The sequence below is a fragment of the Butyrivibrio sp. INlla16 genome, from assembly GCF_900104155.1.
GTDB lineage: Bacteria > Bacillota > Clostridia > Lachnospirales > Lachnospiraceae > Butyrivibrio.
This window is the reverse complement of the sequence record NZ_FMYB01000081.1, coordinates 1-9,992: the sequence shown is the minus strand read 5'-3', so window position 1 is coordinate 9,992 and position 9,992 is coordinate 1. Positions and strand designations below refer to the sequence as shown.

Annotated in this window: 8 protein-coding genes; 4 read left to right on the top strand and 4 right to left on the bottom strand. The window is 39.3% G+C overall.

Features of this window, described 5'->3' with window-relative positions; all coding sequences use genetic code 11:
• Nucleotides 1–498: 498 nt before the first annotated feature.
• The 3 genes from BLR42_RS20845 to istA form a co-directional block, all read right to left on the bottom strand.
• On the bottom strand, nucleotides 499–1,440 hold the full coding sequence (locus BLR42_RS20845) for a hypothetical protein (RefSeq protein ID WP_091873371.1): 942 nt from the start codon (nucleotides 1,438–1,440) through the stop codon (nucleotides 499–501).
• 130 nt (nucleotides 1,441–1,570) lie between these two features.
• Nucleotides 1,571–2,311 carry an ATP-binding protein gene (locus BLR42_RS20840; RefSeq protein WP_091873368.1) on the bottom strand — a complete coding sequence of 247 codons (741 nt, stop codon included), beginning with the start codon at nucleotides 2,309–2,311 and terminating at the stop codon, nucleotides 1,571–1,573.
• The gene (istA, locus tag BLR42_RS20835) at nucleotides 2,308–3,873 is read right to left on the bottom strand and encodes an IS21 family transposase (RefSeq protein ID WP_091873365.1); all 1,566 of its coding nucleotides are present in this window, start codon (nucleotides 3,871–3,873) and stop codon (nucleotides 2,308–2,310) included. The genes BLR42_RS20840 and istA overlap by 4 nt, the downstream gene beginning before the upstream one ends.
• Nucleotides 3,874–4,128: 255 nt before the next feature.
• Between istA and BLR42_RS20830 the strand changes: the two genes are divergently transcribed.
• Nucleotides 4,129–4,623 (top strand): RNA polymerase sigma factor, encoded by a 495-nt coding sequence (locus BLR42_RS20830; RefSeq protein WP_091873362.1) that lies wholly within the window; start codon nucleotides 4,129–4,131, stop codon nucleotides 4,621–4,623.
• Nucleotides 4,620–5,852, top strand: a complete 1,233-nt coding sequence (locus BLR42_RS20825) for an anti sigma factor C-terminal domain-containing protein (protein WP_091873360.1) — start codon at nucleotides 4,620–4,622, stop codon at nucleotides 5,850–5,852. The genes BLR42_RS20830 and BLR42_RS20825 overlap by 4 nt, the downstream gene beginning before the upstream one ends.
• 744 nt (nucleotides 5,853–6,596) lie before the next feature.
• On the opposite strand, the gene BLR42_RS20820 is transcribed toward BLR42_RS20825, so the two are convergent.
• The gene (locus BLR42_RS20820; RefSeq protein ID WP_091873357.1) at nucleotides 6,597–8,036 is read right to left on the bottom strand and encodes an IS110 family RNA-guided transposase; all 1,440 of its coding nucleotides are present in this window, start codon (nucleotides 8,034–8,036) and stop codon (nucleotides 6,597–6,599) included.
• Nucleotides 8,037–8,431: 395 nt separating this feature from the next.
• Between BLR42_RS20820 and BLR42_RS20815 the strand changes: the two genes are divergently transcribed.
• Both BLR42_RS20815 and BLR42_RS20810 read left to right on the top strand, forming a co-directional pair.
• Complete coding sequence (locus tag BLR42_RS20815) at nucleotides 8,432–8,818, top strand: BlaI/MecI/CopY family transcriptional regulator (protein ID WP_170832916.1); 387 nt, start codon at nucleotides 8,432–8,434, stop codon at nucleotides 8,816–8,818.
• A 19-nt stretch (nucleotides 8,819–8,837) separates the two neighbouring features.
• A complete protein-coding gene (locus tag BLR42_RS20810; protein WP_091873352.1) occupies nucleotides 8,838–9,944 on the top strand; it encodes a M56 family metallopeptidase in 1,107 nt (368 codons plus the stop codon).
• Nucleotides 9,945–9,992: the final 48 nt, after the last annotated feature.

The window sequence follows — 9,992 nt, the reverse complement described above, 5'->3', positions numbered from 1 at the left end:
GTCTGTATTTCTGATTCATAGGGACAGTCTACCCATTTTTAGGACTGATTCCCGCTTATTCTAGGCATCCATTTCAAAAAAATCGGATTATGAGTCTGATTTCAGAGGTTTAAGTTGTCATGAATAATTCAGGCTAAATCTGATAAATTTACCTATTATTGTTCCGTCTGCACTTCGCGAATTGTTTTGGTATACAATGTCCAGATACTCGGCTTCGTTCCGTGTCAGTTCGAACGTTCCGTAAAATGTAGATACATTGACAGGATTGCTGACTATTTTATTGTTGTGGAAATATTCAATTGTTGCTAAAACGCTGACTATTAGAACGCTTATCAAAATAAGTATAGATTTAACTGTTTTTCTTTTCATAAGTGTATGCTTCCTAAGATAATTATTCAATCTGTGGCAATTTGAGTGGAACTACATCAATGGAAAAAGGAAGAATAAAGATAAAGCAGGGACGACCATGAAGGCAAGCCCCTGCTTTTCTTCATTCTGTTACCTGATTATCCTCTGAGAAAAGCTGTAGGAATAATCATCCTTACCTTCTTTGTTCATACATAGAGCCTGATTAATGTGTTGTTTACCATCGCTGGTTCTGCAGATATCGTCTATAAGGAATCTGACACTTTTATATTCAGCGAGCTCAACATTGTATACCTTTGTGTCTTTTCCTGGAAAATCAATCTGCTTATAATTCTGGAACAGGATAACCGAATCTCTCTTTGGCTCATTATCACGATTTCCGATTTCAAAATAATCAGCTGTCTGCACAGTATTGAAGCTGACGCCATCATTCGATGCCGTATAGGTTTTCGGCTTATCGTAACTTATTTTCTGTTCTGCATAACAGGAGTTACCGACATTCAATCTGCAGTGCATAACAAGATCTCTTGTTCCGCTTTCAAGAGTATACATTTTGTCCTGCCCTGCATTGTTCTCATATGTGCCGCAGAAGATAACGAAATCAATGTTATGTATGCCGTCTTCAAGTCTGTTGACAGAAAATGGAACATGGATTTTCTTGTCGTTATCAACCTTAAACGTGCACGATTCCAACTCGTTTCCATCAACCGAAAAGGGAACCTGTTCGCTATTATCAAGCACAACCAATGTGAAATTATGCTCTTTTCCAAGTCCATTTGTCAACGAAACAAAAGCTTCAAATGGCTTACCACTCTCAATATCATTTTCCTGATCGTGATAACACTTTGAATCGTTATCAAATACCCCAACAGAGAGATAATTGCTTGATCCTTCCAAGTCCTGCTCCCTCGTTTCTCCCTTATACTCAGTCTTAAACGAACTGTATATTTTTTCATTCGAAGGAAAAAATCTGCTCTCATCCATCGGGACATCTTTTTCTTCTGAACATCCACATAGCGATAAGCATAAGCCAAATATGACTATTGCAGTTGATATATATTTTTTAGTCATCATTTTTTCTTGTTTCCCTTCCTATTCTGTCAAGTGATTATTTCGTGCCAAGGGCACCGGTGCTGAGCATCGCTCAGCACCATTGTTTTTTTATTGCGAACCACCGGTTCGCAATTCAGCCCCACTTGGCAGATTATTCGCGTTTACTGCAGTATCTGCGCATGTTTGTCCTTCCTGTTTCAACCCAGGTTGTTGTATAAGCAAATCTGTCTACTATAGCCTCTGCATATACTCCTTCACCAAGTTTTTTGATCCAGTCCTTTTTAGAATACTGTGTACAAAAGATAGTGGATGAGGAATCTGACCGTCTCTCCATCAGTTCAAAAAGGAAGTGGAGTTCCTCCTTGGAAATGTCTGCCATAAGCCACTCATCGAGAATCAGAAGCGGTACCTTAGCATACTTATTCAGGAGACGTTTCTCTTGCCCTGGGATAAGAACGGTATCTCCAAACTCTAGAAGTAAATCCGGAAGTCTAATGTACCTGGTCTTTATCTGTTGACGGCAAGCTTCCTTACCAAGAGCACATGCAAGAAAAGTCTTTCCTGAACCAGTATAACCTTGAAGGACAATGCTATGATTGGAATGAATGTACTGACAAGTCATCAGTTCAGTAACTGCTTCCTGATTAAGTGTCCTGCCATCAAAAAACAATGACTGTCTATCTGCTTGAGGGAATCTGAACTTGGCTGTCTTTATAAGCCTCTGTATCTTACAATTATACTTCTCCTGATAAAGATAATCGACAAGTCTCTGAAAGCGCTCATCGAAAGAGAGTTTTGCTGTAAGAGGATCTTTCTGCTGTTGCTCTAGTGCCACAGCTAATTCGCTGATATTAAGCTCCTTAAGTTTTCTTCTTGTCTCTTCGTTTATCATTCTTCAATTCCCCCATCTTCGTAATAGTTGCTTCCCCTTAAATATCCCAATGAATCATCAGGACCCTTGCTTTTCTTGGATTCCATGTATACCTTGTCTTGATTGGCTGCCAGTATCGACTTAAGATGATGATAGCGGGGCTTTTTTATCCCACTTACGATAGCGAATTCGCAAGCCGCTTCAAGACGATCCTCAGAATAGTCCTTACTAAGTCTTAAGACCGCCAAAGAGGGATTATAGCCCTGCTCTTTGATGTCTACAGCTGTAAATATGCGATTGATTACCTGCGCAGTATAAGGACCGATTGCATTTGCCCAGTTCTTGATGCGTTCATCATTCCAGGGAGTTACCTTGAACTTTTCAGGCATATCCTCCGGATGAGTTGAGTACTGGTTCTTACGACCAGCCGGGAAACGGCAATGAGTAGCTATTCTGTTGCCCTGAAAGTAGATTTCTACAAGTGTGTCAGTAATGCGGAGATCAACAGTCTTTCTCGCATACTGATAAGGGCAGGAATACCTGTTTTTCTCAAAGACCACATGAAAGTCAATGTTTACGTTCCTGCCATAAACCCACGTAGAGATCTCAAAAGATACTTCCGGAAGATCATGAAGGAATTCCTTTTCATCAAGATATGATTCATATCGGGTTCCTTCGCGTTTTGTAAACTTTTCATTGTTGAAAGCATACAGTTTTTTACTAACAGCAGCTTTCAAATCCTCAAAGCTGTAGAATTCTTCATTACGTAGCTTCGCTATTATCGCAGTAGCAATCTTACCTACCGTTCCCTCTACAGATGCTTTTTGCTTGGGCTTTTTAACTCCAGCAGGCATTATTGCTGTCATGTAATGGTGTCCCAAAGCTTCATAATCAGCAGTAAGAATGATTTCTCCTTCTTTAGGATGCTTTACTACTCCTGTTTTTAGATTGTCACAGACAAGCCTGGTAGTCGCACCACCAAAAAACTCGTACATATGGATATGGCACCTGAGGAATGTATCCATCTTCATATCCAAAGTAGGTTCAACATATGAGTACTGACTGTATGGAAGTGTAGCAACGAATAGATATACAGTTCTGATTTCTCCAGTAGAAGTATCACAGAAATGCATAGTAGGGCCAGACCAGTCCACCTCTACTTTGACACCAGGTTTGTTTTCAAGATGATTTGTAAGCTTGTTTACCGTAGTAAAATTTCCATATCCACCACAAAACCTGGTGTACCCCATGGGAATATCACCATTTTCAAGGCATTTTTCTTTGTATTCTTCCCATAGGAGTTTCAACGTAACCCCCACTTTTTTGAGTTCATCATGGATGTACTCGTAATCCGGTTCCTTAAACATCTTTTCTACCACATGCTTATCCGGATAAAACATCTGGTAAACGGCATTATCATCAAGGTTTCTGACGTCTGCATATTTGATGCCTTTTTCATCTGCGATAGCAAAAACATCACTCACAGAATGCCTTGATATGTGCCTTGTTTCGGCGATCATGTTTCTGGACATGTTCCCCTCACGAAGCTCCAGGATGAGCTTCACCTTGATTTTTCTGGCCATTTCTTTTGGCCTCCCTTCATTAGATTTGGGATAGATGATCCCATAAGTCACTATGTTACTATCCTGTGGCATTTAACTGATGAAAGGACTATGCATTATTAAAGAAGCAAATGCTTTATCGTGAAATGATATCTTCTACTGAAGTTTGCTATGTTATTATAAAAAAGCATGTGTTTAGAATTATTTTTATTTTTGCCTGTAACATTTTCTCATTTCAATTGTTATATATATGACTAAGTAAAACGGGAGGAAGGTATGGAAGAGCAATTGCTTTATAAGCTTTATCGTGCATATTACAATGAGCTGTTTCTATACCTGTACTCTCTTTGTCACAATCGTGAGCTTTCTGAAGATATGGCACAGGAAGCATTTTTAAAGGCGCTCCTGTCGCTTTCAGATAATCATGCAAATATGCGTGCGTGGCTTTACATGGTCGGACGAAATCTGTTGTTTAATGCACTGGCCAGGCAGAAAAGAACAGAACTCAAAGCGAATTCGGAAGAGTTTGAGTCAGCAAAACAGGAGAGCATTCTTGATGAACTGATTCTTGATGAAAATCGAAGGCTGCTATATGAAGCAATAAATCATCTTGATAAAACAAAGCGTGAAATATTATGTATGCAGTACTTTTCAGGCCTTTCTCAAAAAGAAATAGCAGGAATACTTGGAATGTCACCTGAAAATGTAAGAGTACTGGCTTTTCGTGGAAAGAAGTTTATCAAAGAGTATATGGAGGATGAAGGGATATGACATATCGGGAATTGTTGCAAGGGTATAAAACTGGACAGCTTGATGAAGAAAAGCGCCTAGAGATTGAGGCAGATATAGAAAAGCATGATGCCATAAGCGAGTATCTGTTTGATAACAACGATATTTCCGGAATTAGTGAGACTTCGCTAAACTCAGATATTCCGATGAATTCAAATGATGATACTATGGAGAAGGCTGCAGACTTTACCAGAATGGTAAAGCGAAGTATTCATATGGCTTTTATAAAAGTAGGAGTTGTGACAGCATTAGTTACACTTGCTATAGTTGCATTTTGCTTGAAAGGACTTCCTAAAATAATAGATCAAAAATACTATAATCCGGCTGAGCAGGTTGGCGGAAATGGAATATACGGGACTGAAACCAGCAACAAGCTTACTATTGATATAGCGACATATTCTGAAGCGTTCATGCCTACAAGAAATATTGTGCAGACTAGTGTAGAAAGCAGAGGATTTGGTAACTATTATGTCTCATTTATTCGTAACAATAATACCTATAGCGGAACTATAGAGAAGGGACAACTCAGGTTATATAATCCGGATGCGATTAATAAAACGATAAGGCTTACATATGCAATGAATGAAAAAGGTGAAACGGGATGCTACCTCACAAGTCCTAACGGCAACGATTTTTTTGAAGATAATTACATTGAATATCTAAGTGATTATGATTATTACTATGCATCTGTCACTCTTAGCAAGGCCATGAGGTATGATGATTTCCTTAAATGGTGTGACAAGAATGATATAAGTGCCGATTGGTGCGCTATAAATGTAGATATGGATTCAGAGGATCCGACAGCCCTCCCACATAAATACACTATGTCTGATCCCTATGCACATACGTATGAGCCCTGCATAGGTTTTGGCGGAACTGAAGCTCATATTATGTATTACGACAATGAAAAATATCCCACGTTAAGTTTGTTTGATACACTTGATTCAAAAAATGAAGGAAGAGAAAAATATGATGTAGCTGTCGAGCATGTCTGCAGCATGTTAAGCTATCTGTCAGATAATCCGGAAATATTTGAGCTGTTTGGCCATTCTGATGATTATGGATATGAAAGAAATTTAAGTATTGACAAGGAAAGGATAGAAAAAGAGGGGCTTTATGTGTATGGATTTGTGACCGCTGAGAATAAAACCGGTCTTCAACGTATAAAATCATTAGAAAATGTATCCTACGTTGTAGCTGATGAAAACTAAATTATTGTATTATGTCAGAAATAAAATGCTGGGGCTTTTGATAGTTGCTCCAGCATTTTCGATTTATACTATAAAAATAGAACTATTAAAAATCATGTATTCGTAATAACATATAATTCCAAACGTTTGGATGCGGTGCTAAATAGTGAATTGAATTTCATGCCAACCAAGTGGAGCTATTCCATGAATGGGTGGGGCTGAATTGCGAACTGGGTGGGCTCAGGGCCCGAAATAATCAGTCAAGCCTTAAAATACGATTTTTACTGGCTTTGACGATTTTGTTATTCCTCAAAACAGGAGCCAAAGGTGATGAATTGTCATAGTATCTTGTACTGAATAGCCGATTTCAGGTAGCACTAATAAAGCATCCTCTTGTTTGCTCTATAAAGGCCATTTCTCCTTTGATCAACTATGATGGCTAACCTTCCGTGTCTAAAGGGATCGTGTCCCAACTTCCTTCGTCCAGCCAATTCATACACCAAGTGCCAGCAAAGCTCCTAAACAGGGTCAAGCCCTAGGGAAAATACCACCGCCAGCTACAGCTCTTGTTTGTTGTCCTTTACTGACCAATCTACACTTTGGATGGTACCGACAAGTCGGTGGACGCAATCCATCCTGTTGTAAGTTGGTAGCTTTATTTTGCAGAAGACTTGCTTCTGCTGTTACTGGATTCCTATCCGGAACCCTGTCCAACCACCGAACAATGCTCAGTAGTTCGACAGGATTCCGGAGCATGTTTCTTTCTTAAGCAGCCACTATTTCTGCTTCTTCAAATCTCTTGATATCATCAAGCATCTTCTGTGGATCGTAGGTAATTCCTTTTTTAAGGATAGTAAATATGATCCTGAGAAGCTTACATGCTATGACTATCAGCGACTGCATCTTCTTTAGAGGATTCTTCGCTCTGGTAGTGTAATACTCATGTATATACTGGAATTCCGGAGCATGAGCCACTACCGATTTAGCTCCCTGAAACAGCCAGGTTCGCAGTTCTTTGCGTCCTCTATGGCTTATCTTTGTTTCGCCATTATGCTTGCCTGAACTGTTGGCTACAAGATTTAATCCGCTGAGTTTCTGTATTTCCTTTGCATCATCAAATCTTTCAATGTCTCCCATTGAAGATATGATTCCAGCCACTATGTTCTGTCCAAGTCCTGATATTTCAAGGATGTTCTCTACATGGGGTATTTCCATACATTTTTCATTGATTGCAGCTTCAACTGTCGCAAGCCTCTCATCCAATGAGATGATATCTTCAACATGGCACTTTACTGAATATCTGTCCGGCTCTGATCCTTCTTTCTTGCCTATGCTTACGCAGGCATACCTGAAAATCTCAGCAGCCCTGCTATAGCCGCGTCCTCTAAGCTTAGCCTTGTGCCATATATCTCTGATTCCATCTTCACCCAGCCTGATTATATCCTCAGGAAACGGTGCAACCTTAAGTATCTCCATTGCAAAGCTGCCATCTGTTTTCCCAAAAGCGTCCTTATATTCAGGGAAATAGATCTTCATCAGCCTGTGCAACCTGTTTATGCTGCGGATCCTGTTCTCAGCAAGCTGGCTCCTTAGAAGTGAGAGACTACGCAGATCAGCGTAGATACCCTCTGGAAGATATGGCATACCGTAGTTTCCGTTCATAACAAGGTTTGCAATGACCTTGGGGTCTTTTCTGTCATCCTTAAGCTGGCTGTTATCCTCGATTTCTTTTGTCTGTTTTACTGCATATGGATTTACCTGCACCACGCTGATACCATTGCTTATCAGCCATGTGGCAACGCAGAACCAGTAATGACCTGTTGGCTCAAGTCCAAGGACTATCTGTCTCTTACCATTTACTGCTGCAAGGTCTACCATCCAAGCTTTTGCGGCTTCAAATCCTTCCTCGTTGTTAAGGAAAGAAAATGGCTTTTTGCTGAGTTCTCTGCCTTTTCTATCTATAGCTCTCAGATAATGGGTTTCACTGCCTATATCGCATCCAACTATAAGCATGTCATCCGATATAAATGAGAGCTTGGCATTCTTATCAAACTTTCCTGATGTCTCCAGATCATGCCAGGTCTTTGCCTGCATTGTGTTAAGAAGTTCACTAATCCTTGACTGTCTTTCGTCGGCAGATAAAGTATTTATCACCGAAAAGTTGTTGTTTACTTGATTTTTGTTGTTCTTTGCCTTAGCATTCATGTTAGATACCTCTCGTATTCTTGGATTATTACCAACTGGCAGGTCAGTAACAATCCAACTTTACTTGAGGTATTCTTTTTAGGTCAACCCCTGTTTAAATCATACAGGAAGCTCCTGAATATAGTTTTTGACAGCACGTGCTTTAATCTAGAATTAATAATAGCACCACGATATCATTCCGCCTATACTAATATCATTTTTTAATACCTGTGATTTATACCAGACTTTAACCCTTGTGAACTCCATTATGAGCATCATAGTACTCTTTTTTCATTTCTATCCTATGCCTATCGATTAGAAGCAGATAATAGTGTAATAATATATAACACTAATATCAAAAATGGATTATAATAATTTTGATGGGATACCAAAAATACAATAAGGAGAAGAAAAATATGAACGAATTGGCTAACAAAAGGGAAAAAGAACTCCTGGACATGCTATGGAAGGCGGATAAGGCCATGACCAGCATGGATATGCTGAATTATCTGGATGAGGACAACTGGAACAAGCTCAGTGTTTTCCGTACTGTAAACGGATTGCTGAGTAAGGAACTGATAAAGGTTGATGGCCTGGAACAGAACAAGACGCAGTATGCAAGGACTTACCTACCTGCTGTAACGAAGGAAGAATATGCCGCCATGACACTTGAGAATGATGGTTTCGGTCTCTCATCAATCGACAGACTTGCTCAAGCGCTATACAAGAGGGGGAAACACAGCAAGAAGGAAAAAGAAGAGCTGGTAAACAGACTTCAGAGTATTATTGATGAAATAAGGTAAAAGGGGCAAGCAGGGGAGTATGAGTGTAATTGAAATATTTAACATGCTGATGATGAATGTTTTTTCGAGCAGTATATTGTTATTTGTTATATTCATAGTTAGAAAAAAGTTTTTAAAGAATAAAATACTTACAATATCAGAGATAGTTCTTTTATATTGCTTTACGTTAGCCAGATTGATAATTCCGCTTGACCATCAGCTGGTGATGGTCGTGGATATGAAATGGTTGAATCCGATATCTGATTTTTTATTCTTCACTGATGAACTGTTCAAGAAACCGATTTTTCCTGCATATAAGATTTTAGGTATATCTTACACTGTAATAGTACTGTCAGCATTGAGCCTGCTTCTTGTCAGATATATAAAAATGCGGATCAGTGTTAACAGCATGACCTCAGTACGAGACAATAGAATTAACGGTATAGCTTCTGATGCAAAGAAGAAGGTCGGAATTAATAATACTGTGGACATTAAGACTGTTGGAGAGATAAGCAGTCCATTGAGCATAGGGGGATTTAGGAAAACAGTTATCCTTCCTAAAGAGTTGCATAAAGTCTATTCAGACGAAGAGCTGTACAATATTTTCCTGCATGAATTCACACATATCAAAAACAGGGATTTTCTGATTTTACTTCTGGCTACTGTAACAGAATGTCTGTTCTTCTGGAATCCACTGGTTTACAGGATGAAAGCGGATCTGGAGCAGTCACTGGAAATAAGATGTGATAAGACTGCCACAAGAAATATGACTAAGACTGAGAAGAAATCCTATCTACAGACAATACTTGATGCAATGAAGAAAGATGAGCAGCATGCTACTGGAAGATTGAAGAACGCAGTAGCATTGAGTTTCTCGTCCGATGCATCAAATATGATAGAACGTTTCGAGCTGATAAAAGCGGATAAAGGCAGCAGGATAAATCCCGTGGGAGTTGCATTTACAGCACTCCTGGCAGCATTCTTTGTTGCGTCGTACTTCATTGTTTTTACAGCATCATATGAGCCGAATATAGAAGATATAGTTGGACCAAATAATGAATATGTTGAAATGAATCCAAAAACTGACTACATCAGAGAAGATTCGGCAGGAAATTATTATTGGCCTTTCGCCAAATATAGTGGGTAACCACTAAAACTTTGTTGATAGTTACAACCATTTTGAGTACGCTTAGAT